Origin of the sequence: Amycolatopsis sp. TNS106, assembly GCF_019330265.1 — a bacterium.
Classification (GTDB): domain Bacteria; phylum Actinomycetota; class Actinomycetes; order Mycobacteriales; family Pseudonocardiaceae; genus Amycolatopsis; species Amycolatopsis lurida.
On record NZ_CP024972.1, the window covers coordinates 4889379 to 4914709 of the forward strand.

The following is a 25331-nucleotide window of genomic DNA, read 5'->3' on the forward strand; positions in this document are numbered from 1 at the left end:
GGACGCGGATTTCACTTCACTGCCTCCGTGCTGTGGCCCGTCAGGGCGAGGAAAACGTCATCGAGATCAGGGGTGTGGACGGAGAACTCTTCGGCGGCGACCGCGTACTCGTCGAGCCGGTCCAGCAGCGAGCGCAGGGATTTCGTCCCGGCGTCGCTGGGGACCCGCAGGGCGAGCGCCTCGTCGTCGCGGGAGGCCTCGGGGAAGATCCGCGCGGCCGCGTCGAGTTCGGCGACGGTGGTGAACCGCAGCCGGACATGCGTTCCGGGCATCCGGCGCTTGAGTTCGTCGGGAGTGCCCTGTGCGACCAGGCGGCCCTGGTCGAGGACCGCGATCCGGTCGGCGAGCTGGTCGGCTTCCTCGAGGTACTGGGTGGTGAGGAAGACGGTGACGCCGCCGTCCACCAGTTCACGGATGATCGACCACATCGTGCGACGGCTGCGCGGGTCCAGTCCCGTGGTGGGCTCGTCGAGGAAGATGATCCGCGGATCGCCGACGAGCGTCATCGCCAGATCCAGCTTCCGGCGCATGCCGCCGGAGTAGGTCGACGCCGGTTTCCGGGCCGACTCCACCAGGTCGAAGCGTTCCAGCAGGCCGGCGACGACCCGCTTGTCCGCGTTCCCCCGGCTCAGGTCCGCCATCAGCTGCAGGTTCTCCTGACCCGTCAGCAGTTCGTCGACCGCCGCGAACTGGCCGGTGACGCCGATCGCCGCGCGCACCGCCTTGGCCTCGGTCACGAGGTCGTGCCCGGCGACCTTCGCCGTCCCGCCGTCGGACTTCATCAGTGTGGTCAGCAGGTTCACCGTCGTGGTCTTCCCCGCCCCGTTCGGGCCGAGCAGGGAGAAAATGGTGCCGGCGGGGACTTCCAGGTCGATACCGTCGAGCACGACCTTGTCCCCGAAGGTCTTTCGCAGTCCCGAGACCGCGATCGCTGTGTCTGTCATGGGCACCACTCTGGGCGGCCGCGCTGACACGCCCCCGCCACGGCGCTGACACGGGCGGTGTCAGCGCCGTGTCAGCCGGATGTCAGGACCCGCGAGGACAGTGGTGGTCACAACCACCACGAAAGGCGAAGCGATGACCCAGACGGTTCCCATCCCGCAGGGCCTCCCGATGGACCGCGACGCGGGCCCCTTCGACCCGCCCAGCGAGATCACCCGGCTGCGCGAGGCCCGCCCGGTGAGTCCCATGGTCTTCCCCGACGGCCACGAGGGCTGGCTCGTCACCGGCTACGACGAGGCCCGGCAGCTGATGGCCGACACCCGGTTCAGCTCGCGCCAAGACATCGGCATCCTCCACGCGCCGTACGAGACCCCGGGGATGCCCACCCCGACCGAGCCCTCCCCGCCGATGCCGGGCATGTTCGTCGCCATGGACCCGCCGGACCACGGCCGGTTGCGCAAGCGGCTCACCGGGGCGTTCACCGTCAAACGGATGAAGCAGCTCGAAGACCACATCGTCGAGATCACCGAACGGCAGCTGGACGCGATGGCCGCGCTGGTCCCGCCGGTCGATCTGGTCAAGGAGTTCGCGCTGCCGGTGCCCTCGCTGGTGATCTGCGAACTGCTCGGCGTCCCCTACGAGGACCGGGAGAACTTCCAGGCCGACTCCGCCCAGCTCATGGTCAGGGACCAGACGCTGGAGGAGAAGATGGCCGCGTTCATCGGGATGAACACCTTCCTCACCGAACTGGTCACCCGCAAACGCGAGACGCCCGGCGACGACATCCTGTCCGATCTCGGCCGCCACGAAGACCTCACCATCGAGGAGCTGGCGGGAGCCGCGTTCCTGCTGCTGCTCGCGGGCCACGAGACCACCGCGAACATGCTGTCGCTGGGCACTTTCGCGCTGCTGGAGCACCCCGAGCAGCTGGCCGAACTGCGTGCCGACGCGGAGCTGCTGCCCGGCGCCGTGGAAGAAATGCTTCGCTACCTGTCCGTCGCCGACATCTTCTTCCGCTACGCGACGGAAGACCTGGAACTGGGCGGCGAAACGATCCGCGCGGGGTCGACCGTCATCATCTCGCTGCTGGCCGCCAACCGCGATCCGCGGCGGTTCGACAACCCCGACGCCTTGGACCTGCACCGCAACGCCCGCGGCCTGCTGTCCTTCGGGCACGGCATCCACCAGTGCCTCGGCCAGCAGCTCGCGCGGGTCGAGATGCGCGCGGGCTTCGAGGGACTGCTGCGCCGCTTCCCGACTCTCGCACTCGCCGTCCCTGCGGACGAAGTCAAACTCAAGACCGACATGAACATCTACGGCGTCCACGAGCTGCCGGTCACCTGGTGAGCGCCGGCTTGGCCGCGGCCCGGGTGTCGACAGGGGCACTTACCGAGGTGGAACGTCCGACTTGAGCAGTATGCGCGGTTTCGCGAGGTCGCCGTGAGTGGTCAGGAGCGTTCCATTGAGGGTACGACCAGACTGCCTGCTGAGCCGATCACGCCCTACCTCTCAATAACCGCCCCTTGCCACTCCTGACGGCGGCCCTCACGCACGTTTTCTTTCAGGGCAACGAATCCCGTCTGTTCGGGTCACGCCCAGCCGAGCGGGGTGACCTCCGCCGCCGACGTCCACGGCCCGCGCCCGCCCGCCTCGGTGAGGGCGCGGAACCGTACGTAGCGCGCTCGAGTGGGCCAGAACCGCAGGGTCTTCCGGGCGGCGTCGTCGGCGAAGGTACCCGTGGCGACGGGGCTTCCCCACGCCGACCCATCGGTGCTCAAAGAGACCTCGTACGCGCCGACGCGGCCGTTGCCGGACCCGTCCTGGCGCGGCAAGTAGGCCAGGCCCGTGACGGTGCGAGCGGCGCCCAGATCGAGCTGGATTTCGTGGGGCAACGGGTCCGCTCCGCCGGACCACTTGGTGTGCCAGAGGGTGGCGGGATCACCGTCGACGGCATTGGTGGCGGCGCCGGACTCGCCCGAGGTCTCCTGGCTGTCGGCCGAGCGGACGGTGGCCGCGAGCGGCCCGGAGCCCATCACCGGATCGCTGATGGTCTCGGCGCCAGTCTCGACATGCCCGGCGAAACGGCGAAGGAAGCCGTCCGGCCCCTGGGCGGTCAGGTCGTACCAGCCACCCATGCCGCCTTCGGTGCTGAACCAGTCCTCGACCGTCGCGCCTTGGGCGACCGTGTACGTCCACGGTCCGCCACCCCGGTTGCCGGTGCGCACGGTCAGCTCGCACGCGGCGCCGGCGTTGGTCATCTTCAGGTACACGACGCCGGAACCGGGCCGCAGCACGACTTCCGGATTCGGCTTGCCGCCGGTGGTCGCGGTGACCCGGTTGCCCGCGAACCGCCGCAGGAAACCGTTGGGGCCGTGCGCGGTGAGGTCGTACGCGCCGTCCGGGGAACCCACCTGCCAGTAGTCCGAGAGCGTCGCGTTCCCGCCGAGCGTGTAGCGCCAAGGCCCGTCGGTGCGGTGCGCGTTGGCGTATACATAAAAGTGAGCGCCCGCGGTTCCGGTGTTGGCGAAGTCGATCCAGAACCGCTCGGCCGTCACCCGACCGGAAGCCGCCAACCGATAGGGCAAGGGTCGTGCGGGCCGAACGCCGGTCTCCGGCACCGGAAGCTTCTGCACGGAAGGCGGCTGCGGCTGGGTGTTCCACGGCCCGCTCGTCGGCACCGGTTCGGTCAGCGCCGGATAGGTCGCGTTCGGCGCCGTGGTGTCCAGCGCCGAAGTCAGGTCACCGCATACGGCGCGCCGCCACGGCGAGATGTTCGGCTCGGCGACACCGCTCCACTGTTCCAGGAACCGCAGCACCGAGGTGTGGTCGAAGACCTCCGAGCACACCTTCCCGCCCCGGCTCCACGGCGAAATGACGAACATGGGCACCCGCATACCCAGTCCGATCGGTTCACCGGAGACGAATTCGTCGGTCGTGGCCACGGAACTCTTGCCTTCGCCGTCCGACGCAGGCGGCGCGGGCGGTGGCATGTGATCGAAGAAACCGCCGTCCTCGTCGTAGGTCAGCAGGAACAGGGTCTTGTTCCACACGCCGGGTTTGGAGGCGATCGTGTCGAGGATCGACTTCACCAGCTCAGCCCCGGTGTTGGGCCCCCACGCGGGATGTTCGGTCTGCGGTTCCGGTGCGACGATCCACGAGACCGACGGCAACCTGCCCGCGTCGACATCGGCCTTGAAGGCGACCGGCAACTGCTTCGGCGCGACCCTGGCCAGGCCACGGTCGTACAGAGCGCGCTCGGTCGCGGTCAAGGTCGCCACCCCCGCGGCGAGGCCGTCGAGCAGCCGGGCCCGCTCGGCGGCCGAGGCCGAATCCAGGGCGTAGTAGAAGTACTCCAGCTTCGGGAAGGCTTTGCCCGCGGAGTCCTTCACCTTCGACAAGGCCTTGGTGCCGACGGCCAGAAAGCTGCTGAAATAGTCCAGCGAATTGTCGCCGTAGTTGTCCCATTCCTGATAGACCCGCCAACCGCGCCCCGCGGCCTGAAGCCGCTCGGCGTAGGTCTTCCAGGTGTAGCCGGTGTGCCCGGGGTTCTGCCACGCGTCGTTGCCGATCGCGCGGGTCGTGCCGTCCGGTTCGAAGCCGAGTTTGCCGGTGAACAGATACATCCGGTTCGGGTTGGTCGGCCCCATTTCCGAGCAGTGGTAGGCATCGCAGACCGTGAACGCGTCGGCCAGTTCGTGGTAGAACGGCAGCGCCGAACGCTTGTGGTAGGTCAGTGAGCGAACACCCTTGGCCGCACGCCACGCGTCGTGGCGGCCCTTGTTCCACGCCCGGTGCCCGCCGGACCAGCTGTGGTCGACGTCGGCCATGAACTGGTCGTCGATCGCATACGGCAGCAGGGTCCCCGCGCCGTCGGGCTGGTGGAAGACCGACGCCCCGGACGGCAGCTTGATCGCGGCCGGATCGGAGAAACCCCGCACGCCGCGCAACGTCCCCAGATAGTGGTCGAACGACCGGTTCTCCTGCATGAACACCACGACATGCTCGATGACTTCGAGCCCGCCCGTCGGCGCTTCCGCGGCGAGCGCCTGCCGGACACTCGCCGGAAGCAAGGTGAAAGCGGAAGCCGCACCAGCGGCCTTCAGCAGGGTACGACGGCGCACGGAGCCCTCCAGGAACTGCGTTGAACCCGTTTCAATCATGTTCGAAGCTGCACGTTATCGGCGACTATCGAGCAGATAGAAACATATGGTGCTGCTCGGTTCAAGGGTTCCGCCTGCGGGCTGCATGATCGGAGCAACAAGACGCGACTTTCGGATGGTACGGACGTGGATTCCCCGCTGCGGTTGATCCCCACGGCTCGTCCGTGAAGGACTCCTTGAGGGACTCTGGGTCCCTCAAGGAGTCCTTCACGGACTCGACGAAGGCCGGTTTCCCCGGCGCCCCGGAAACCGTGGTGGGGGCCGCCCCCCTTGAGCGTCCCCCACCCGGCTCACCCGGCCGGAAACCGGCCGGACGTCATTTCGCGGCGTTGTCCGGACGGCCGGACAACGCCGCCACCGCGAGCACCATGACCACAGGCCAGATCACGGCCATCAACACGGCCCCGCCGAAAGTGATCGCCGTGACCGAAACGGCCGTCGCGATCAGCCCACCGACGGGGGACACATAACAAAAGCCCAAAGGCCCCAGAAAGAGCACCCACGACAACGCCACCTTCACCGATTTGGCAGGCGGACGCGGAACGGGATAGCGCCCGGGTCCGACGACCTCCCGGTCGTCGCCCTGATACCACCCGCCGGACATCAACGGCGGATGCGGCGCGAAGAAGGCCGGTCTTCGGCCGAACGCCTTGGGCGTCCGCGGATTCGGTGCGGCCGGTTCACGCCGGTGATCCTTCGGCCGTCCCATGACACTTTCGGCGCTGCGCATGACGTCCTCCCCCGTCGCCGGCCCGAGGCCTGGTGAAGTCACCCCTTGCCTGGCACAATTACCGGTTGCGGTGCGAAACTTCCGGGTCGTTCTGCCCACTGACCATGCTGACGAGTCGGGGGAGTGGCTGATGCGTCAAATGGAACACAGCGCGAATCCGGCCCCCGGCGATTCGGAGGGCCAGGATGACCGGTTCTCCAACGGGTGACCACGGGGGCTTCGGAACCTGGGGGCGGCTGACGCCCGCGGAGCAGTCAGCGCTTCGGCGCGCGGGGCACGTGAAGGTGTGGCGGCCCGGCCAGATCCTCGCCCTCCAAGGCAGTCCGCCCACCAGTATGTTCGTCGTGCTCCACGGCTGGGTGAAGATCAGCGCCACCAATTATCGCGGTGAGGACGCGCCGCTCGCCGCCCGCGGCCCCGCGGAGATCGTGGGCGAGCTGGCCCCGATCAGCGGGCTCCCTCGGTCCGCCACCATGTCGGCGATCGACGAGGTGCGCACCCTCGTCGTGCCGAGGGAGAAGTTCCTCGGCGTCCTGCGGGACCGGCCGAGGATCGCCGAAGAGATCTTCCGTACCGCGGCGATCCGGCTGCAGCAGTCCGACCGGCTGCGGCTCGAAGCAGGCGGGCCGGACTTCCCGCAACGCCTCGCCGCGGTCCTCCTGGAGCTGGCGCTGCAGCACGCCGTCGACTGGACGGACGGGCAACAGGTCGATCTCCGGTTCAACCAAGGGGAATTGGCGGGCTTCGCGCGTGTCTCGCGCAGCACCCTGATCCGGGGCCTCGAAGAACTCCGGCGGCTGGGTGTCGTGCGCACCGCGCGTCAGCGCGTCACCATCACCCGCCCTCGCGCATTACGGGAATTGGCGGCCGGACGGCCCCCACCGCCCGCCGAGGCCTGATCAGGCACGAAATCTCGGCTATCCTTGTCGAGGTTCAACTCTCGCAACCGTTTCACGGGGTGGAGGGAATCGGCACGATGAGTTCTTTCTCGGCAAGCACCGAACCGGACATCGAATCGGCGTTGATCGATCTCGACGCGGTCTCCTTCACCGCGTTACGGGAGCTGGACGGCGAAGCCTTCCGCCAGTCCGCGCTCCACGTCGTCGAACGTACTCGACGCGTCCACGCGCGCTACAGAAGCAATGCCAGCGCGGGCGGCGAGCGCATCGACTGATGCCGCCGCCCGCCGAGGCTCGCCCCGCGTTCCACCGGTTGTCATGGCGGGACTTCGACGCGCTGGCGCGCCTCGACGGCGACGAGGACATGGCCCGGCGGTTGCGGCGGGCCGAGCGAAGCCGTCGCAAACTGCTGATCCACGCGTTGCTGACCGAGGCCACGAAGACACCGGGCCATTCAGGTCCCCTGCCACCGCTGGATTCGGCCTGGGAACTCCTCGCGCGTGCCGAGGCACGGGCACCTCGCGCGGTGAACCGGATGCTCACCAATCCGTACACCGGAAGCTGGGCGGGTTACACGACTCGTCTGCTGCGCAACGGGATCGACGGCGTCGGTCCTTTGTGGATGCATCTCGGCCACGCGCACGCGATCGCGGCGGCCGCGGCGATCCGGGCGGAGCTCGACTTCGAGACGGCCATCCCGGCCTGGCACGGCAACGCCATGCTCCCGTCCCTCGGCATGGCGAGATTTCCCGGTACCGCGGCGTTTTCCTCAGCCATCGTGCGAGGTGAGCAAGGCCGGTACTTCGTCTCGAACGCCGAAAAGACGGTCCGCTTGCCCAGCTCACCCGACGCCGACGCCCCAGGCTGGTGGGGAATCCGGCGAGTCCGGAGCCAGGTCGGCACGCACCGGTTCTCACTGTGGCTGGACGATCTCGATCCCTATCGCGGGCTTTACGAACCGATCCCACCGGAGAGGCTGCCGGACAAGGAATTGGCGGATTGGCAACGGCTGATCGACGAAGCGTGCCGCCTGATCGCCGCCCATCTTCCCGGTTTGGCCCGCATCATGCCCGTGGGGCTCGCCTCGCTGGTGCCGAAACCCCAGGTGCTCTTCCGGAATCCGAGCGCGTCGACGGGGGAGGCGTTCGGCAGCGCGGTGGTCGGCCTGCCCGCCGACGGCGCGTCGCTGGCGGAGACCTTGATCCACGAGTTCCAGCACATCGTGCTCGGCGGCCTGCTTCACCTCGTCGAGTTGTCCGAGCCCGACCCCCGTGAACGGATCTACGTGACGTGGCGGGATGATCCCCGGCCCGTGAGCGGTGCCCTGCAAGGGGTCTACGCCTTCTTCGGGGTCACCGCGTTCTGGCGTGCGCTGGCGCACGCCGGTGAATGCCCTCGGCGCGCCGACTTCGAATTCGCGTTCTGGCGCGAGCAGACATGGCGCACCCTGCGAGTTCTGCGCGCGGACTCGACACTGACCGACGCCGGACGCCGGTTTCTCGACGACATCGCCGAACGCCTCGGCCTCTGGCAGGACGAGCCCGTCCTGCCAGAGGCGGGCGAACTGGCCGCGGTGGCGGGCCGCGATCACCTCGCCGGCTGGCGGGTTCGCCACCTGCGGCCGGACCCGTCCGTGGTCACCGAGCTGGCGGCGGCTTGGCTCGCCGGAAGACCGAGGCCGCCGATCACCCGCGACGCCCCGGATCTTCCCCCGACGCCGGTACCGGACGGAGCCTGGTCTCACGCCAGAACGGATCTGATCCGGCTCGCCGTCGGCGGCACACCGCTGTCGCCGGACGGCCGACCGCCGACGGTGCCCGGCGCCACCGCCGCGGATCTCGCCTACACAGCGGGCGACTTCCTCGAAGCGGTCCAGGGTTACCGGCGGGAACTCGCCACGGATCCGGACCGGCCGAACTCCCTGGTCGGCTTGGGCCTCGCGCTCGACGCCCGAGGCCCGCATCCCGCCGCCCGTGCCCTGCTGCACTGCCCGGAACTCGTCCGTGCCGTGCATCGGCCCTTGCGAACCGTTCCACGGCCACCGACCGTGGAACAGCTCGCCGCCTGGATCGGGCAACTCGTACCGGGCTGATTCACATCAGGATCGGGTCGATGTCGCAGTTGGCGCGGGCACCCCGGCCCGCCGCCTGTGTTCCGGGGTGGGCCTCGCCAAGGACACGGCGGTACCGCACCAGGATCGGGTCGCGGAACGGTGCGGCCTCGTCCGTCCGGCCGAGCGCGGCCAGGTCCAGTCCGAGGTTGAAGGACGCCGCCAGTACCGTCGGATGATCTTCGCCCAGTACCTGCGTACCGCGCTCCACCGCGTCCCGGCCCAGTTCGACCGCCCGGTCGAGCTCACCCAGCGCCGCCAGATCACTCGCCAGGTTGATCGTGGCGGCGACGGCGTACGGGTGATCCGGGCCGATGCCGGCCCGGAACAGCTCGAGGGCGCGCTCGTCGAGGACGCGGGCGCCCTCGGCGTCTCCCATGAGCCGCAAGGTGACCGCCAGGTCGACATTGGCGACGAGGGTGTGCGGGTGATGCTCGCCGAGTCCGCTTCGGTATCGCTCGAAGGTCTCCTCCCCCAGGCGCTTGGCCGCGGCCAAATCACCCGAGTGACGAAGATCGAGCGAATGGGCGAGGGCGCAACCCATCGTGACGGAGTGGTCGTCACCGTAGGCGAGCCGGTACCTCTTGAGGGCTTCCGTTGACAGGCTGAGCGCGCCCGGATGGTCGCCGTCCTTACGCCGGGTCACGGAAAGCAGGAACGAATGGGTCGCGCTGTCCAGCTGATCCAGGCCGAAGCGCGCGTGGAAGTTCTCCGTGAGCCTTTCCTGCTGCACCCGGGCCTGGCCGTAGTCTCCCGCTTCGCGCAGGTCCACGATCAAGGAAGCGTTGACGCTGAAGGTGCGGACGTGATCACGGCCGAGGACCTCGATCCGGCGCCGGAGGGTGTCCTGGTCCAGTTCCGCGGCGGCGCGGTAGGCGCCGGACAACCGGAGGCTGATGGCGTGCTGGTACGCGGCGTTGAGCGTCTCCGGGTCGTCATCGCCGAACATGCGTTTGGACTTCTGGTAGACCTCTTCGCTCAGTTTGGTCGCCGCCGCGAAGTCGCCCTGCGCCCGCAGGTCGATCGTGATGTTCCGCTGGAGTGCGAACGTCTCCTCGTTCTCCTCGCCGGATACCTGAAGGCGCAGCGCGAGAGTGCGCTGATTGAGTTCCGCTGCTTCGGAGTACCGGCCGACCGCCCACAGATAGAGCCCCAGCCTCGACGAGACTTCGAGCGTCTGCGGATGGGTGGGGCCGAGGGCGTCGGTGAACCGCTTCCGCGCTTCGAGGCCGAGCCGCGCGGCCTCCTCATGATCACCATACTCGAACAGATAACGCATCAAATTGATGTAGAGCTGCCGCGGCCAATCGTCATCGCAGCCCAGCACGTTCGCGGCGTAGGCGTGCGGCAGCAGTTCGCGGTAGCGCGGCCAGTGCCTGCTGGACTCGGGGTCGTTCGGGTCCAGCGCGGCCAGTAGCTGGTGGGCGCCGTGCTGCATCCGCGCGTGCACCTGACGGGCCATGACCCGGTTGCGCAGGACCAGCTGGACCAGCCGGTGCAGCTGGAGGGTGTTGTTGCCGTGGTCGATCTTCGCGAGGCCGTACCGGTTGATGTCCCGGATGGCCCGCGCGAGCTTGATCGGGTCGCGCAGGGCCGCGTCGAGCTCCGGGGAGATCGACACGCGGTTGACCCCGGTGAGCAGGTCACGCGAAATGGGCTCCGGCGAGAAGAACGCGCAGATGTGGAGGATCTGATGCGCCGCCGGGTTGCGGGTTTTCAGTTCCTCGAACGACACGTTCCACGCCGCGGCGACGGAGACCTCGTTGTCGGGCGCCGAAGCGGTGTCGAGGATTTCCTCGACCGACTCGTCGAACAAGCGCAGATACTCCTGCACCGGCATCCCGGTCACCGCGCGCCAGGCCGCCGCCTGTTCGACGGCCAACGGCAGATCGCCGAGTTTCTCGGCGAGTTCGTCGGCGTCGGCCGGGTCGATCTCCGGGCCGCGGCGGCCGAGCAGCTCGACGCTTTCCTCGCGTTTGAACACCGCCAGTTCCAGCGGGCGGGCGATACCGGCCCAATCGGAGTTCCGCGAGGTGATCAGGATTTCGCCGGGACCGTTGCGCGGGAAGAACGGCAGCACGGTTTCCGGGCTCTCGGCGGCGTCGAAGACCAGGAGCCAGCGGCGGAACGGCCGCCCGGTCCGGAGCGCCTCGATGACCGCCGGGACCGCGACGCTGGCTTCGGACGCACCCTGCAGGCCGAGCATCCCGGCGAGTTCGGTGAGACCGGCGCGGATCTGGGTCGTGTGCGCGGCGTCGATCCACCAGACGAGGTCGTAATCCTGGAGGTGCCGGTAGATGTACTCGGTCGCCATCTGGGTCTTGCCGATACCGCCGAGACCGTGCAGCGCCGAAGGGAGCACGGCGGTGGTACCACTGCTCAACCGTTTGGTGAGCTGGTCGAGCAGTTCGTCGCGCCCGGTGAAGTTGGGGTTCCGCGGGGGGACGTTCCCGAAGACCAGCGGCGGGTCGTCGGGCTGGCGGTTGGGAAAATGCCGGGAACTGTCCGAGGCCGAAGGGTGGACGATCCTCGTCGTCGGTTCGTTCGCGTCGGGCTCGCTGAGATAAGTCGAGCGTCCCTGTGGCGCAGGTGTCGAAGCAGGTGGACGTTCGGCCGTCTCAGGCATCTCTGGGCTCACAGCCTTCTTTATTGATTCAGATTCGAATGCGGCGAGTCCCCGGCCCTGTACCGCGTTCCGTAGCCGGTCGGCCCGGGACAGGTACGGTCCCGAAAGCGCGCGCATGAGCGCGCCTTCCAATTCCACATCGGCCGGGGACTCGCGGGTGAGGTCTGGATCCGGTGTGTTGTTCGGGTCGGCGATGGCGTCCCGGAGGTGACCGAGCAACCTGATCCGGTCACCGAAATGAGTGGCGGCCACTCGGACGACACTGGCCGTTTCCGACCGTCGCGCGCCACTGAGCAGCAATTCCCGGACTGCCTCGGGAAAAGCGAAGACCCCGTCGGTGTCCCAAGTGGACTCGCCCTCCCTGAGTGCGGGAGCGTACATCATCCCCGAAAGCAAAAGTTCGAGGAGGTGCTCCACTCCCGCTTCCGGTACGAACCGTTGCCCCACCAGCTTCGCGACGTCGAGGCGGACCGGTACCGCCGCGAGCAATTGCGCCAAGCGTAGCGCCGGCGGCGACGCAACACTGCGAAACCTGTGCACTCTTTCGGCGGGTGACAAAGTTACCGGCGGGTCGGCGAAATCGGACCGGGAGACCCGTTCCGTGGTGAGGACGACCGTTCCTCCGGCGGCACCGGTGTTTTCGCCGGTCATCAGTCCGGCCCACCAGCCCAGCGACCGCGGCCGCAATTCGAGGACCGGCACGGGGACGAGATGGCCGGGCACTTGCGAACCGGGCTCGAGCCAGGCGTCCGCGAGGTCACAGCCCCATCGGCTGTTGGGTGCCAACGCGTTCGGGACGCGCAACCACGCCTTGTGCGGCTCCATACCGCACCGGCCCCAAAGCCATGGCGGAAGCAGATGGACGATGCTCACCGGCATCGACCTTCCCCAGCGCGCGAGCATCGGGTACAGCGCGTCCTTGTTCTGCCAGGCATCGCCGACACCGTCGGTCAGCAGCAATACGGCCCGCCGTCCCGAAGAATCCACGATCTCGTCCGGGTCGCGGGCGGGTGAACCGGGCGTGCCACCACGGAGAACGAGACCCTCTTCGCTGTCCTTGGCGGTTTCCAACAGCCGGACCTGAACGGTGCGGAAAGCACCCACCTGCCGGAGTAAATCGACGAACGCCGACACCCTTGGCCGCCACAAAGCCATCGAGGGACCATTGTCGAGGACGAGCGTCAGGTCGAGCCAGCGCTCTCTTCTCGATCGGGTGACCGGCCACCACCGGCCGGTCTCCGCGACCCGGACGGCGGTCGCCACTTCGTCCAGGACCACATTGTTGTGTCGCCGCGACGCCGTCTCCCGTTTCAGCGATCTCAGTGCGCGGAAGTACTCCAGCGATTCCAGGAGTACCACTCCCCCAGGCCCGGTGCCGTCCACCGCGGGTTCGGGCAACTCACCGGGCACGGCCTCGATCGCGACGACCTCACCGTCGTCTTCGGCGGGCACCTCGGCGTCGACGATCCGGGACGGCGGCGACTCGCGGGGTTCCGGGTTTTCCCCGCGCTCGGCGGGAGCGTTGCGGATCCGCGTTTTCGCGGGAGGCGGCTGCGGCTCGTCGGCGGGCTCGGCTTCGCCGTCGGCCCGCCGCGGCGAGATGGCCGCGGCCAGCCACACGATGTCGGCGACATCGATCCAGGTCAGATCCTCGAACCCGAACCGCTTGCCTCCCTGGGAGGAATCGCTCTTCCGCCGCTCCGCCACCGGGGCGGAACGCGAGTCGGACACACCGCCCGGCCCGTCCATGTCACCGCACCGTCAGTCGTTGCCAGAGGGCGTCCACCAGCCGCGGCCATGCCTCCTGATCCGGCTGGTACGCACCCGACGTCGCGAGATAGACGGCGTCGAGCAGCCTGTCGGTGGGAAGCCCGCCTTCCGCCTTGCTCCGTTCGGCGAATTCCCGGATGAGCCTGTCCCGGTGTTCGCCGTCCTCGCCGACCAGATGGCCCGCCACGATCGCCGCGAGCTGCTCCTCGTCCGGGTTCTCGATCCGCAGTTGCAGGCAGCGGCGCAGGAAGGCGGGCGGGAACTCCCGCTCCCCGTTGCTGGTCATGACGACGATCGGGAAGGCGTGGCAGGCGATCCGGCCGTCGCGGACCACCGCGGTGCGCTGCGGGTCGGCCGTGTGCACGGTGACCTCGGGATGCCGGTTGCGCACGCGCGCCAGTTCGTCGATGGAGAATTCGCCGTCTTCGAAGAGCGACAGCAGATCATTGGGCAGATCCGCCTCGGATTTGTCCAGCTCGTCGATCAGCAGTACCCGCGGCAGTCTGCTCGGGAGAAAAGCGGTGCCCAGCGGACCGAGCCGGACGAAATCGCCGATCGGGGGTTCTTCCGCCTCGCCGCCGCGTTGCGCCTGACTGGTCGCCGCGGCCTGGACCCGGCCGATCGCGTCGTAGCCGTACAGCCCGGAACTCAGCGCGGTATGGCTGGTGACCGCCCAGCGCAGCACCCTGCCGAGACCGAGTTCCCTGGCGATCCGGTACGCGAGGCTGGACTTCCCCGTCCCCGGGTTTCCGGTGACCAGCAACGGACGGCGCAGATACAGGGCGGCGTTGACCATGTTCAGCTCGCCGTCGTCGACGGTCAGCTCCGAAAGCGTGAACGCGGTGCCGAGACGACGCTCCGACTCGCCGTCGTCCGGCGGCGGCACGTCGTCCTCCGGTGGCGGGTCCCCGCGATACGAACGCCACGGCGGCGGCGCGGGCAGCAACTGCGCGAGGTCGATGTCGTGAATGGGCCTTCCGGTTCCCCGGTATATCCACCAATCGGGTGCGTCGCGCTGAGGCGTCCGGCCGTTCTCGGCCGCGTCCTGATCGATCCCGCTCATCCGCGGTATCCCCTTACAGTCGAGTCGGGATCAACGGCTGGTCCAGAACGATCACCCGTTTCGGGTCGTCCCACATTACCACCAGATCGTGAGCCAGAGAATTCTTGAACGGTACCGCCGCACCGGAATTCGCCAGTTTGCGACGATCCGGGAGTTCGATAAAACCGCTGTCCGCGGCCAATACCCAGTCCAGCAACTCGCGCAGGTTCTCCGGCTCGGCGTCCGGATGCCAGAGCACCACCGGAAGGCCACTGCGGAGTGCGCTCGTCAGTTCGTCCGGCACACCACCCGGTTCCGCCTGGGGCGACGGGGGTTTCGCCAATACCAGGCCGACCCAGTGATCGTCGCTGAGGATGGCGTCGATCGGGTGATCCTCGAACTCCGCGCACCCGGAATAGTGCAGCCGGTCGGCGGCGGGGTCCTTCACCATCGAATCCCAGCGAACGTGCCATGCGCGATGCCAATGCCTCGCCCGCATCCTCTCCAATGAGCGTATTCCCAGCCGGTACCCGTAGCGCAACGGCTGGGGATGGCCGGTCTCATGTTCCTTCGCCCAGCGCTGCACGGGCAAAGTGATCAACGTCCTCGGCAGCAGGAATTCCACCGACGCGGACATGCTCTGGCCGGACCAGACGCCTTCAGTCTCCAAGATGACGTCATCGACCCTGAACTCGACCTCTTCTATCCCGATTTCGCGCACTCCACCGAGTGACGGCGGCCAGACATCCGGATCATCCTGCCGCCAGAAAGCGAGCGTGCATCGCGTGGGGTCCCCGGAAACCGGTTCGAGCATGATCATCAGATGCAAATGGGGCCGCTCCGGAATCGGTGGCCTGCTCTGCCGCTGGTGCAGCAGGGCGGGGCCGAGCCGTAACGACCGGGCCTGGTCGGCGATCCAGTTCGCGATCATGACCGCGGGCTCGCCGTCCACGTTTTCCGCGAGGAGGCCCAGAAAGGTCATGGCGGGCGGGATACCGTCCGGCCCCGCGTTGAAGTCGGCGAGCAACTGGAAGGCACCCCACGCGTCGGTGATGCCCTCCAGCCTGGGCAAGGGAACCGCGGGACCGAGGGCGCGGCTCACCATGACCGCCAGATGGGGGACTTCCAGCCGGGCCAGCCTGCGGTGCAGACCGACCAGATCCTTGCGCGGGATCAACTCCAGGACTGCGCCGGTCAGGTCGGCGAGAAACAGGTCTTCGGCGGCCACCACCGCCGGTTCGGGGGATTCGGCGACCGGCGTGGTGACTTCTCCGTGCAGTCGTAGATAAGCCGTTCCGGTGAAGGTCTTCACCGAAACGGGTATCGGACTGTACGACTCGGGCAACAGGCCCGGGTCCTTTTCGATGACGTCGGCGAAAAAACGCTGCGAACAGATGAACGCGATCATCCGGCCGGATTCCGCGAACGCGTCCTTCGCCTGCTGCGCGTCCAAAATGCGGAAAGCGATGTCGACCGCTTCACCGACCCAGCCGTTGCCGTCGTCGATCACCTCGCCGGAGTTGAGGCTCACCCGGAGCCGCATCTGCGCCTGCGGCGTCCGCGTGTGGTTGTACCGGCGGAGGGCGACCGCGATGCGATCCGGAAACAGGTCGGCGACCAGGCTTTTCGTCGTTCCGGGCGGAAGCAGGACCAGCACGCCGTCGCCTCGGTCCTCGTGCGCGCAGGAATCGAAATCGATTCCGCTTTCGGCGAAAGCGGTCTTCAGCACCTCGTACATGCCTTGGTGCACGGCGAGTCTGTCGAGCCGGTTGCGGTCCGGCGCGGTGAACCCCACGACGTCCACTACGACGATCGTGCGGTCGAGAGCCCGCGTCGGTCTCGCCACTGGCCCCCTCCCAAGGTCCACGGGCGCCGACCCACCGGCGCCGACCGCCACATTATCGCGTCGATCGGCGAGAAGTTGAGTGTCAATTGACAAATCGGTCGCGGCAAGTGGGTGCTAGGTCTCGTGAGTGGTTAGGACGGTTCTAACCGTCCTAACCACTCACGAACCGGTCAGACGCCGGCGATCTGCTGGATCCAGCTGCGGTAGCGGGTGATGTTGGTGTAGGCGGTGTTGTTCGACCGGTCGCTGGTCGAGGCGACGCCGACCTGGCGGCCGCCGGAGAACATCGGGCCGCCCGAGTCACCGCCGGCGGTGATGCCGTCGACGCGGTTCGCGCAGACCGCGATCCCGCCGTTGTAGTCACTGCAGTTGACCGAGTTGACCCGGACGGTGGCGACCTTCAGGTACCGGGACTGGCAGTTGATCTCCGAACCGCACTGGCTGGTCGCGCCCCAGCCGTAGACCTGGACGTTCTGGCCGACCGCGACGTTGCTCGTGGTGCCGAGTGGCGCGTAGGTGGCGTTGACCGAGCTGGTCAGCCGGACGACGGCGAGGTCCGCGCCCGGGTGACGGGTGATGCTCGCCGCGGTGGCCATGGTGCCGCCGCTCTGCTGGTCGAGGCTGCCGATCCGGAACGTGTAGCTGCCGCTGCTGGCGACACAGTGCTTCGCGGTCAGGATGTACTGGGGCGCGATGATCGTCGCGCTGCAGTTCTGCTGGCCGTTCACGAACAGCCGGGCCGCCCAGGGCGCGTTCTGCGCGTACTGACCGCCGATGATCATCGGCTGCACGCCCGAGGGCTCGGCGGCGGTCGCGGCGGGGGCGGTCGAGCCGAGCAACGCCATGAAGGCGGTGCCGGCGAGCAGGACGAGAGAGCGCAGTCGCATGTTCCGACTCATTTCTGCGGCGGGGTTCCGGCCGCTTCAGTGGGGACGAACGCGCTGATTCTGTGTCGTGCCAAGGGAACCCGGAAACCGACGAAAGTTCGCGCGGGCTACCTATTTATTTCCATGACGGACGGCGGTGATCTTTGCGTATCCGGCGAAGATCATTAGGTAGTCACTCGCCGAGCAGCCGCCATGCGGTGAGGGCGAGCCTCGCGCGGGTCAGCCCGAGCGGATCGGTCAGGTCGACGGCGAGGCTCTTGCCGATCTGGGTCAGCCGTCGCGCGACGCTGCTGTGGTGCAGGTGCAGGGAATCGGCGGCCTGGCGCACCGAACCCGTGGCGCAGTAGGCGTCCAGCGTCCGCAGGTCCTCCGGATCCGCCGCCAGCTTCGAGATCGCGACGACGTCGGCGTTGGCGCGCGTGTCCTCCTCCGGGATCCGCGCGAGCAGCGCCAGCGCGCCGAGGTCGCCGTAGTGGATCACCGGACGGCGCGCGGTCGTGAAACGCAACGCCGTCCTGGCGTCCTGCCAGGACCGATGCGGGCATCCGGCCTCCCCGATCCCCGCCCGGACGTCCTCCGGGAAGCGGTCCGGATCCACCGCGGTGGCGAGGATGATGCCGACGTCGGTGAGCGACGCGGCCTTGACCGGGCGGCCGGGGCAGATCAGGTTCCCGATCTTCTCGAGCGGGAGCCCCGACCGGACGGCGACCACCCGGATCGGCGTGTCGGCGGCGAAACCCAGCAGCCGCAGGGCCCGGCTCCTCGCGGCGTCGTCGCCCGCGCTGATCACGAGTTCCACCAACGCCGGATCGGCCATGGTGGTGCGGGCAGGCCCGTACCGCTCGACGACGGTCGCCACGGCGATCGCGAGCCGGTCCAGCACCGCTTCGTCGAGGGCCACGGGCGCTCCCTCACGTTCCAGCCACACCGTGCCGATCTCCTCCTCGTCGAGGGTGATCGCCATCGTGATGGACGCCGGCGCGGAAGCCGGAGCGGCTTCGCGGCCGTCGGGTGCCATGCGAATGGTGCGCCCCGTGCTGTGCAGCCGGATGCCCGCCACGCATTCCGCCAGGCCCGCGGTGGCGCGAACGAGTGCGGGAAGGTCGACCCGCCGCCGCATCAGAGTGTCGTAGAACATCACGACCCGGATAGCGCCTTCGACGTCGGGATCCAGATGCGACAACCGCGCGGCCAGTGCCTCCATGCCGGCGAGCGTACGCGGCGATCGTCGCGCGAAGGGGCGATCACACGCGACGGATGGCGGCCGCCTTCCTGACCGGGAGCCGGAAGGATCATGGTCATGGATCCCGAACTCGAAGCCTTCATCGCCCTCTTCCCGAAGGCGAAACTCGACGACCCGGTCGCGGACCGCGTGAGCTTCGCGAAGCTGGCCACGTCCGTGCCGCAGCCCGACACGTCGGACATGGAGGTCGAAGACCGGACGGTGCCCGGTGACCCCGGCGTCCCGATCCGGATCTACCGGCCACGTGAGGCACAAGGCGCCGTCATCTGGCTGCACGGCGGTGGTTGGGTCATGGGCAACCTGGAGACCGAACATCCCTGGGCGGCGCGGCTCGCCGAAACCTCCGGCGCGACAGTGATCTCGGTCGAGTACCGGCTCGCCCCCGAAAACCCGTTCCCGGCCGCGTTCGACGACGTCTACGCCGTGCTGAACTGGACGGCGGACCACGCGGCCGAACTCGGTGTCGCCCCCGACCGGATCGCGATCGGCGGGCACAGCGCGGGCGGCGGGCTCGCGGCGGCGACGGCGCTGCGGGCCCGTGACGAAGGCGGCCCGCGGCTCTGCTTCCAGCTGCTCAACCAGCCGGGCCTCGACGACCGGCAGGAGACGTGGTCGGCGCGGAACTTCACCGACACGCCGTGGATGAACCGTGCCAAGATCACCGCAGCGTGGGGGCACTACCTGAACGGAAAGCCCGCGTCTTCGCCGTATGCCGCCCCTGCACGGGCCACCGATCTCTCGGGCCTGCCGCCCGCGTACGTGGCCTCCGCCGAGCTGTGCCCCAACCGTGACGAGGACATCGAGTACGCGCTCCGGCTGCTGCAGGCGGGGGTCTCGGTCGAGCTGCACCAGTGGGCGGGCACCTTCCACGGGTCGCAGGCCATCCTGTCCGCCGAGGTCTCCCGCCGTCAGATCGACGAACTGGGCGGCGTCCTGCGCCGCGCCCTGGCCGCGTCATGACGGCACCCACGGCGCCACCCACGACGGCCAGGTTGCTGCGCCCGTTCGCCGGCAGTTTCGCCGTTGTCGTCGTTTTGCAGGTCATCGGCGCCCTCGCGGGGTTGGCACCGCTGCTGGCGGTCGTCGAACTGGGCAGGGCGCTGCTGTCACCCGGCCCGGTCGACGAAAGCCGGGTGTGGACGGCGGTGGCCGTGGGCGCGGCCGGGCTGTTCGTCCGGCTGGTGCTCACGGCCGCGTCGTCCGGGATCGGGCATCTGCTCGACGGCCGGGTCCAGCTCACTTTCCGCCGTCTGCTGGCCGAACGCCTGGGGCGGGTGCCGATAGGCTGGTTCTCGAGCCGCCGCACCGGTGAACTGGCCAAGGTCGTCGGCGAGGACGTCGGCGCCGTGCACCCGTTCATCGCCCACACCCCCGGCGAACTCGTGTCGGCCTTCGTCGTCCCGCTGGTGTCGCTGGTCTATCTGCTCACCATCGACTGGCGGCTCACCTTGATCACCCTGATCCCGGTGGTGCTGGCGGTGGCGCTGGTCCCGCTGATGATGACGCCCTCCCGGCTGCGTGAGCAGGAGGAGTTCGACCGGGGCATGGCGGGGATCTCGGATTCGGTCGTCGAGTTCGTCCAGGGCATCGCCGTGGTCAAGGCGTTCGGTGGCGCTGGCCGTGCCCATCACAGGTTCCGCACCGCTGCGGACGCCTTCGTCGCCACCTTCACCCGGTGGGTGCACGGCATGGCCGGGCCGGCGGCGGGGATGCAGCTGGCGCTGTCGCCGCCGTTCGTCCTGCTGGTGGTCCTGATCGGCGGCACGTTCCTGATCACCGGCGGCGGCCTCGCCCCGGTCGATCTCCTGCCGTTCCTGGTACTCGGGCTGGGCTTGACCGCACCCGTGGCCGCGCTCGGCCACGGCTTCGACGAACTCCAGGCCGCCCGTCGCGCGACCGGCCGGATCCGCGAAGTGCTCGGGGTGCCATCGCTGCCGGAACCGCCGGATCCCGTGGCGCCGCGAGGCCACCGCGTGGAACTGCGCGGCGTCCGGTTCGGCTACGAGCCCGACCGCGAGGTCCTGCGCGGGATCGACCTGACACTCGAACCGGGGACGGTCACCGCCCTCGTCGGCCCCTCGGGTGGCGGTAAGTCCACTTTGGTCACTTTGCTGCCGCGGTTCTTCGATCCGACGGCCGGTTCCGTGCTGCTGGGCGACGTCGACCTGCGCGAGCTCGGCAGCCGGGAGCTGTACCGCAAAGTCTCCTTCGTGTTCCAGGACGTCCGCCTGCTGCGCGCGTCGGTCGCGGACAACATCGCGCTGGCCGTACCGCACGCCGATCGCGAAGACGTCGTGCGCGCCGCCCGGCTCGCGCATGTCCACGACCGGATCCTCGAACTACCGCACGGCTACGAAACGGTGCTGCACGAGGAAACCGGGCTCTCGGGCGGCGAGGCTCAGCGGATCTCGCTGGCGCGGGCGCTGCTCGCCGACACTCCCGTCCTGGTACTCGACGAGGCCACCGCGTTCGCCGATCCGCGCACCGAACTGGCCGTGCGCCGGGCCTTGACGTCGGCGCGCGCCGACCGGACGGTCCTGGTCATCGCGCATCGTCTGGAGACGGTCGTCGACGCCGACACCGTCGTGCTGCTGGAGAACGGCCTCGTCACCGAACGCGGGAAACCCGCGGATCTGCTGGCACGGAACGGGAAGTTCGCCGCTTTCTGGCGTTCCCACCGTTCCGCCGAACCACTGGGGGAACCTCGATGATCCGGATGTTGCTGAGGGTTCTCGGGCCCGACCACGCTCCGCCGGTGCGGCGCACCGTGGCACTGATGACGGCGACCGCGATCGTCGAAGGCCTGTCCTACGCGTTGCTGGTCCCGTTGCTGCGCGCGCTGCTCGGGGGCACTCCGGGTGACGCCGTCCCGTGGCTGATCGCGTTCGGCGCGGCCTTCTCGGTGTTCGCGATCCTGCGCTACCGCGCCGATCTCTCCGGATTCCGCGCCGGGACGACGTTGCTGCGCGGGATGTACCACCGGCTCGGCGACCATCTCGCCCGGCTGCCGATGGGCTGGTACAACGGGAAACGGGTCGGTGAGGTGTCGTCGCTGGCCGGACCCGGTGTGCTGCAGGCGATGGCCGTGATCGCGCATCTGCTGGCGCCGTTCATCGCCGCGTGCGTCACCCCGCTGACCATCGTGTTCGTGATCCTCGTCTTCGACTGGCGGCTGGGGCTGGCCGCGCTGATCGCGGCGCCGGTCGTGGCGGCCATCCAGGTCTGGACCGGCCGTTCGATGGCCGCCGCAGACGAGGAGGCCGCGGAACGCGGGAACGAGGCCACCGGTCGGGTCATCGAGTATCTGCAGGCGCAGCCCGTACTGCGTGCGGGCGGACGGGCCGCGGAACGGTTCCGGTCGCTCGACGACTCGCTGCGAGATCTTCAGCGGGCGAATCGCCGGTCCACGCTGTCGGCGTTGCCCGGTGTCGTGGGGCTGACGTTCACGGTGCAGGCGATGTTCACCGGCCTGATGGTGCTGGGCGTCTTCCTCGCGCTCGGCGGGGGCATCGGGGCGCCCGAAGTGCTGACGATCCTCGTCCTGGCCGCGCGCTGCGCGGATCCGCTGCTCTCGCTGACCGACATCGGCGGCAAGCTCCGTGGCGCGCGTTCGGTGCTGGCGAGGCTCGACGCGCTGTTGCGGACCGAACCGCTGCCGGAACCACCGGCCCCCGTCCGGCCGGGGCGGCACGACCTCGAATTCGAGTCCGTCGTCTTCGCCCGCGGTGGCCGCACGGTGCTCGACGGACTTTCGCTGACCGTCCACGAAGGACAGAGGCTCGCCGTCGTCGGGCCTTCGGGTGCCGGGAAGAGCACGGTGCTGCAACTGCTCGCCCGGTTCCACGACGTGGATTCGGGAGCGGTGCGCGTCGGCGGGGTGGACGTCCGAGCGATGAGCACCGAGGATCTGATGGCGCGGATCGCGAGCGTCTTCCAGGACGTCCACCTCTTCGACGGTACGATCGAGGAGAACATCCGGCTCGGCCGTCCCGACGCCGACGACGCCGAGGTGCGCGCCGCCGCGACGGCGGCCCGGCTGGACGAGGTGATCGACCGGCTGCCCGGCGGCTGGTCCGCGAATGTCGGCGAGGGCGGCGCGCTGCTGTCCGGCGGGGAACGCCAGCGGGTCTCGATCGCGCGTGCCCTGCTGAAGGACGCGCCGATCGTGGTACTCGACGAGGTGACTTCCGCACTGGATCCGGTCAACGAAACGGCCGTCCACGAAGGGATCGAGCGGCTCATGGCCGGCCGGACCGTGGTGATGGTGGCGCATCGGCTGCGGACCGTCGAACGCGCCGATCACGTGGTCTTCCTGGACGAGGGGCGGATCGTGGAGGAGGGAAGCCACGACGAGCTGGTCCGGCTCGGTGGCCGGTACGCCGGGTTCCTCGAGCTGCAAATCGCTTGACGCGGCGCGGGAACGGCAATGCACTGTGGCGATGAAGATCCGCTCCACGACCGACGAGGACCGCGACGTCTTCGTCGACACGATGTTCACCGCGTTCGCCCGTTTCCCGGACACCGCGGGCGAGACCTGGTCCGCGCTCGAACTGGACCGCGGCCTGCTCGCGGTGACGGAGGACGGGCGGCCCGTCGGCACGGCCGCCGCGTACTCGTTCGAGCTCACCCTGCCCGGTGAGGTCGTCGTCCCGGTAGCCGGGGTGACCGCCGTCGGCGTCCTGCCCTCGCACCGGCGGCGAGGGGTGCTCAGCGCGATGATGCGGCATCAGCTCGCCGAGTTCCGGGAGCGGGGAGAGTTCCTCTCCGTCCTGCTGGCGTCGGAGGCGCTGATCTACCGGCGGTTCGGCTACGGCCCGGCGACCTACACCCGGCGTCTGACGGTGCCGCGCCACCGGGCCGCCTTCGCCGCGGGGACGGCCGCCGACTCAATCGAGGTCCTGCGCCGGGCCGAGTGCGGCGAGATCCTGGAGGCGGTCTACGACCGGTATCGCCGCGCCCGGCCCGGCGCGCTGTCGCGGCCGCACCGCTGGTGGTCCTTGGGCGCCGGGCAGCCGCCGATCTCCCGGGCGTCGCGCCACATCGCCGTTCACCGGGACGCCGACGGCGTCCCGGACGGGTATGCCTCGTACTCCCTCACCGAACCGAGCACCTTGACCGTCGACGAGACCATCGCCGTCGATGACGAGGCGTCCACGGCGCTGGCCCGGTTCCTGCTCGAACACGACCTGATCACCGAGGTCGTGTTCAAGCACTGCCCGCCCGACCATCCGCTGCGGTGGCAGCTCGAAGACTTCCGCGCCGGCGAGGTCGGCGGCGACACGGACTGGCTCTGGGTGCGGCTGCTGGACGTGCCGCGCGCGCTCACCGCACGAGGCTGGTCCACCGACGGCGAACTCGTCCTCGACGTCGACGACCCGGTGCTCGGCGAGCACGGCCGGTACCGGCTGTCCGTCCGGTGCGGTGAGGCCGAATGCGTCCCGGCGGACACCGAACCCGACCTGTCCCTGGACGCGAGCGACCTCGGCTCGATCTATCTCGGCGGTACCGCCCCGAGCCTGCTCGTGCGGGCCGGGCGCGTCCGTGCCCATCACCCTGGTGCGGCCGCGCTGGCCGACGCCCTTTTCCGTACCGAGCGTCCGCCGCACTGCCTGCACTGGTTCTGATCACGCGAGGGGCCCGGTCCCAGAGCGCGGACGTTCGTTGACACGCCGTAGTGCCACTGCTCTACTCGGACGCATGCGCTGTCCGGCCTGAATCAGTGTCCGCTCACTTTCGGGAAAAACCCGGGAATTCCGGGCGCTCCGCCCTGCCCGGAAAACCCGTTCGCCCTCGCACAGAACGGAATTCGCCCATGACCACGACCGAGAACCGAGTCCGATCGGCCAGTGAATGGCTGGCGGCCGCGAAAGACGTCGCCGACGAACTCGCGGTGAACGCCGCAGAACGCGACCGGAAGAACGAGACGCCGTACGCGGAAGTACGGCTGCTCAAGGATTCCGGGCTGGTGACCCTGCTCGGCCCGGTCCAGCACGGTGGCGGCGGTCAGAGCTGGGAGACCGCGTATCGCGTGATCCGCGAGGTCGCGCGCGGCGACGGCTCGATCGGCCAGTTGCTCGGCTACCACTACCTCTGGGCCTGGGCCGCCCGGCTGGTGGCGACCGACGATCAGATCGCCGCGGTCGAAGAATTGTACACGCGGAACAACCTCGTCTTCGGCGGTGCGGTCAACCCCCGCGACTCCGACCTGAAGATCACCGAAGACGGCGACGAGATCGTCTACAACGGACACAAGTCGTTCTCCACCGGCAGCAAGGTCTCCGACCTCACCGTGCTCGAAGGCATCCTCGAAGGCACCGAGGACCATGTCTTCGCGATCGTTCCGTCCGAACAGGACGGTATCGTCTTCCACGACGACTGGGACAACATCGGCCAGCGGCTCACCGAATCGGGCAGCGTGACCATTTCCGGCGTGCGCGTCCCGTGGGCGAGCGCCGCGGGCTACGTCGACAAGAAGTTCCGGCCCCTCACCTACAACACGCTCAACGTCCCGGCGATCCAGCTGGTGTTCACCAACTTCTACCTCGGCATCGCGCAGGGAGCATTGGAAACCGCGCTGGCGTACACCCGCGAGCACACCCGCGCGTGGCCGTACGGCGGCGACAACAAGACGTCCGCCGGCGAGGAGTGGTACGTCCTCGACGGCTACGGCGATCTCCAGTCGAAACTGTGGGCGGCCGAGGCACTGGCGGACAAAGCCGGAACCGCGATTTCCGCGATACTGCACGCGCCGCGCGAAGAACTGACGCCCGAGGCCCGCGGCGAGGTCGCGGTCCTCATCGCGGCCGCCAAACAGCGTGCCATCGACACCGGCCTCGAAATCGGCACGAGGATCTTCGAGCTGACCGGCGCCCGGGCGAGCGCCACGAAGTACGGCCTGGACCGCTTCTGGCGGAACCTGCGCACACACTCGTTGCACGATCCGGTGGCCTACAAGCGCCGCGAAGTCGGTGCGTACGCGCTGCTGAACGAGCTCCCGGAACCCACCTGGTACACCTGAGGGCCGGAAACCGGTTCTGCGCGCCTTCGACCGCGAAGTAACTCCTGGGCACACCGGC

17 protein-coding genes are annotated in these 25331 nt (G+C 68.8%); 9 read left to right on the top strand and 8 right to left on the bottom strand.

Features of this window, described 5'->3' with window-relative positions:
• Positions 1 to 11 precede the first annotated feature (11 nt).
• Positions 12 to 944, bottom strand: a complete 933-nt coding sequence (locus CVV72_RS21860; RefSeq protein WP_219145577.1) for an ATP-binding cassette domain-containing protein — start codon at positions 942 to 944, stop codon at positions 12 to 14.
• A 133-nt stretch (positions 945 to 1077) separates the two neighbouring features.
• Here CVV72_RS21860 and CVV72_RS21865 point away from each other — a divergent pair, with 133 nt between their 5' ends.
• Complete coding sequence (locus CVV72_RS21865) at positions 1078 to 2289, top strand: cytochrome P450 (RefSeq protein ID WP_219145578.1); 1212 nt, start codon at positions 1078 to 1080, stop codon at positions 2287 to 2289.
• Positions 2290 to 2531: 242 nt separating this feature from the next.
• Here CVV72_RS21865 and CVV72_RS21870 read toward each other — a convergent pair whose 3' ends face one another.
• Together CVV72_RS21870 and CVV72_RS21875 are read right to left on the bottom strand one after the other, a co-directional pair.
• On the bottom strand, positions 2532 to 5063 hold the full coding sequence (locus CVV72_RS21870; RefSeq protein WP_219145579.1) for a phosphocholine-specific phospholipase C: 2532 nt from the start codon (positions 5061 to 5063) through the stop codon (positions 2532 to 2534).
• 355 nt (positions 5064 to 5418) lie between these two features.
• Positions 5419 to 5832: a hypothetical protein gene (locus CVV72_RS21875; protein WP_219145580.1), complete on the bottom strand. Its 414-nt coding sequence runs from the start codon at positions 5830 to 5832 to the stop codon at positions 5419 to 5421.
• 185 nt (positions 5833 to 6017) lie between these two features.
• Here CVV72_RS21875 and CVV72_RS21880 point away from each other — a divergent pair, with 185 nt between their 5' ends.
• The 3 genes from CVV72_RS21880 to CVV72_RS21890 are packed head-to-tail and all read left to right on the top strand — an operon-like array spanning position 6018 to position 8823.
• Positions 6018 to 6731: a Crp/Fnr family transcriptional regulator gene (locus CVV72_RS21880; protein ID WP_219145581.1), complete on the top strand. Its 714-nt coding sequence runs from the start codon at positions 6018 to 6020 to the stop codon at positions 6729 to 6731.
• 59 nt (positions 6732 to 6790) lie between these two features.
• Positions 6791 to 7006, top strand: a complete 216-nt coding sequence (locus CVV72_RS21885) for a hypothetical protein (RefSeq protein WP_255632209.1) — start codon at positions 6791 to 6793, stop codon at positions 7004 to 7006.
• Entirely contained in the window at positions 7006 to 8823 is a 1818-nt protein-coding gene (locus CVV72_RS21890; RefSeq protein WP_219145582.1) for an HEXXH motif domain-containing protein, read from the top strand. The genes CVV72_RS21885 and CVV72_RS21890 overlap by 1 nt, the downstream gene beginning before the upstream one ends.
• A gap of 1 nt (position 8824) precedes the next feature.
• Here CVV72_RS21890 and fxsT read toward each other — a convergent pair whose 3' ends face one another.
• The 5 genes from fxsT to CVV72_RS21915 all read right to left on the bottom strand — a co-directional run bounded on the left by fxsT (position 8825) and on the right by CVV72_RS21915 (position 18216).
• The gene (gene fxsT / locus CVV72_RS21895; protein ID WP_219145583.1) at positions 8825 to 13216 is read right to left on the bottom strand and encodes an FxSxx-COOH system tetratricopeptide repeat protein; all 4392 of its coding nucleotides are present in this window, start codon (positions 13214 to 13216) and stop codon (positions 8825 to 8827) included.
• Between the two features lies 1 nt (position 13217).
• Entirely contained in the window at positions 13218 to 14300 is a 1083-nt protein-coding gene (locus tag CVV72_RS21900; protein ID WP_219145584.1) for a MoxR family ATPase, read from the bottom strand.
• A 13-nt stretch (positions 14301 to 14313) separates the two neighbouring features.
• The gene (locus CVV72_RS21905) at positions 14314 to 16125 is read right to left on the bottom strand and encodes a hypothetical protein (protein WP_219145585.1); all 1812 of its coding nucleotides are present in this window, start codon (positions 16123 to 16125) and stop codon (positions 14314 to 14316) included.
• A gap of 170 nt (positions 16126 to 16295) precedes the next feature.
• The gene (locus CVV72_RS21910; RefSeq protein ID WP_219145586.1) at positions 16296 to 17012 is read right to left on the bottom strand and encodes a trypsin-like serine protease; all 717 of its coding nucleotides are present in this window, start codon (positions 17010 to 17012) and stop codon (positions 16296 to 16298) included.
• A gap of 172 nt (positions 17013 to 17184) precedes the next feature.
• The gene (locus tag CVV72_RS21915) at positions 17185 to 18216 is read right to left on the bottom strand and encodes a CdaR family transcriptional regulator (protein ID WP_219145587.1); all 1032 of its coding nucleotides are present in this window, start codon (positions 18214 to 18216) and stop codon (positions 17185 to 17187) included.
• Positions 18217 to 18312: 96 nt separating this feature from the next.
• Between CVV72_RS21915 and CVV72_RS21920 the strand changes: the two genes are divergently transcribed.
• The 5 genes from CVV72_RS21920 to CVV72_RS21940 all read left to right on the top strand — a co-directional run bounded on the left by CVV72_RS21920 (position 18313) and on the right by CVV72_RS21940 (position 25273).
• Positions 18313 to 19215 carry an alpha/beta hydrolase gene (locus CVV72_RS21920; protein WP_219145588.1) on the top strand — a complete coding sequence of 301 codons (903 nt, stop codon included), beginning with the start codon at positions 18313 to 18315 and terminating at the stop codon, positions 19213 to 19215.
• Positions 19212 to 20966 carry an ABC transporter ATP-binding protein gene (locus tag CVV72_RS21925; protein ID WP_255632210.1) on the top strand — a complete coding sequence of 585 codons (1755 nt, stop codon included), beginning with the start codon at positions 19212 to 19214 and terminating at the stop codon, positions 20964 to 20966. Before CVV72_RS21920 ends, CVV72_RS21925 begins: the two co-directional genes overlap by 4 nt.
• A complete protein-coding gene (locus tag CVV72_RS21930) occupies positions 20963 to 22663 on the top strand; it encodes an ABC transporter ATP-binding protein (protein WP_219145589.1) in 1701 nt (566 codons plus the stop codon). Before CVV72_RS21925 ends, CVV72_RS21930 begins: the two co-directional genes overlap by 4 nt.
• Before the next feature lie 31 nt (positions 22664 to 22694).
• Positions 22695 to 23879: a GNAT family N-acetyltransferase gene (locus CVV72_RS21935; protein ID WP_219145590.1), complete on the top strand. Its 1185-nt coding sequence runs from the start codon at positions 22695 to 22697 to the stop codon at positions 23877 to 23879.
• A gap of 188 nt (positions 23880 to 24067) precedes the next feature.
• The gene (locus CVV72_RS21940) at positions 24068 to 25273 is read left to right on the top strand and encodes an acyl-CoA dehydrogenase family protein (protein ID WP_219145591.1); all 1206 of its coding nucleotides are present in this window, start codon (positions 24068 to 24070) and stop codon (positions 25271 to 25273) included.
• Positions 25274 to 25331: the final 58 nt, after the last annotated feature.

Coding starts and splice junctions, on each gene's coding strand:
- CVV72_RS21860 (WP_219145577.1), bottom strand. CDS start 944: ATGACAGACACAGCGATCGCGGTCTCGGGACTGCGAAAGACCTTCGGG.
- CVV72_RS21865 (WP_219145578.1), top strand. CDS start 1,078: ATGACCCAGACGGTTCCCATCCCGCAGGGCCTCCCGATGGACCGCGAC.
- CVV72_RS21875 (WP_219145580.1), bottom strand. CDS start 5,832: ATGCGCAGCGCCGAAAGTGTCATGGGACGGCCGAAGGATCACCGGCGT.
- CVV72_RS21880 (WP_219145581.1), top strand. CDS start 6,018: ATGACCGGTTCTCCAACGGGTGACCACGGGGGCTTCGGAACCTGGGGG.
- CVV72_RS21890 (WP_219145582.1), top strand. CDS start 7,006: ATGCCGCCGCCCGCCGAGGCTCGCCCCGCGTTCCACCGGTTGTCATGG.
- fxsT (WP_219145583.1), bottom strand. CDS start 13,216: ATGGACGGGCCGGGCGGTGTGTCCGACTCGCGTTCCGCCCCGGTGGCG.
- CVV72_RS21900 (WP_219145584.1), bottom strand. CDS start 14,300: ATGAGCGGGATCGATCAGGACGCGGCCGAGAACGGCCGGACGCCTCAG.
- CVV72_RS21910 (WP_219145586.1), bottom strand. CDS start 17,012: ATGCGACTGCGCTCTCTCGTCCTGCTCGCCGGCACCGCCTTCATGGCG.
- CVV72_RS21915 (WP_219145587.1), bottom strand. CDS start 18,216: ATGGAGGCACTGGCCGCGCGGTTGTCGCATCTGGATCCCGACGTCGAA.
- CVV72_RS21920 (WP_219145588.1), top strand. CDS start 18,313: ATGGATCCCGAACTCGAAGCCTTCATCGCCCTCTTCCCGAAGGCGAAA.
- CVV72_RS21925 (WP_255632210.1), top strand. CDS start 19,212: ATGACGGCACCCACGGCGCCACCCACGACGGCCAGGTTGCTGCGCCCG.
- CVV72_RS21930 (WP_219145589.1), top strand. CDS start 20,963: ATGATCCGGATGTTGCTGAGGGTTCTCGGGCCCGACCACGCTCCGCCG.
- CVV72_RS21935 (WP_219145590.1), top strand. CDS start 22,695: ATGAAGATCCGCTCCACGACCGACGAGGACCGCGACGTCTTCGTCGAC.
- CVV72_RS21940 (WP_219145591.1), top strand. CDS start 24,068: ATGACCACGACCGAGAACCGAGTCCGATCGGCCAGTGAATGGCTGGCG.